The 599-nt window shown below is 49.9% G+C and carries 1 protein-coding gene; it reads right to left on the bottom strand.

Translation table 11 applies throughout. The features are described from left to right. The coding region (locus WKF69_RS15350) for a HEAT repeat domain-containing protein (RefSeq protein ID WP_340382983.1) at window positions 1-599 on the bottom strand (599 nt) is incomplete at both ends.

Raw genomic sequence — 599 nt, 5'->3', positions numbered from 1 at the left:
ATCTGTTGGCACCGCCGGCTCCAGCGCATACCAGAGCATAAGCGGCAGGTTCTGGTCGTCTTTATCCTCCGCACGCTGAACAAGGGCCTCAAGGATTTCCCATCGTTTTTCCGGGCTTGTTCTCTGGAGCGCTGAGGCCAGGTATAACCTGACGAGCGCCGAATTATCTGTTTTTGCAAGACCAGCGAAACGGGACAGGGCCTTGTCAGACAGGTTCTTATTTTCTGCCATCAGCTGGATTGCCCAACTCCGGATATATTCATTCTGGTGTTCCAGTAGTTTAATAAGCTCATCTTCTTCCAGTCCGTTGGTGACGTGGAGCGCCCACAGCGCCCGAAGTTTACGGGTTATGTCCGGGTTGTTGTTCAGAATATCTTTTAATGCTTTATGCACTTTCTTATTTGGTCCCCGCTCTTGCAGGATGAGGCGGGCATGCTGCACATACCATTCGTTCTTATTGAGCTGATGATTTACCAACTCCAAGTCGCTGGCTTTGGAAAGGTCAACCTGCACCCATTTATCCGATTCGTGACTTATTTTGAAAATACGGCCCATGGTTTTCTGGTGCACGTCCGGGTTCGGACTATGACACTGGTTTT

This window comes from Daejeonella sp. (assembly GCF_037719425.1).
GTDB lineage: Bacteria > Bacteroidota > Bacteroidia > Sphingobacteriales > Sphingobacteriaceae > Daejeonella.
This window is presented reverse-complemented; position numbering and strand designations above follow the sequence as displayed.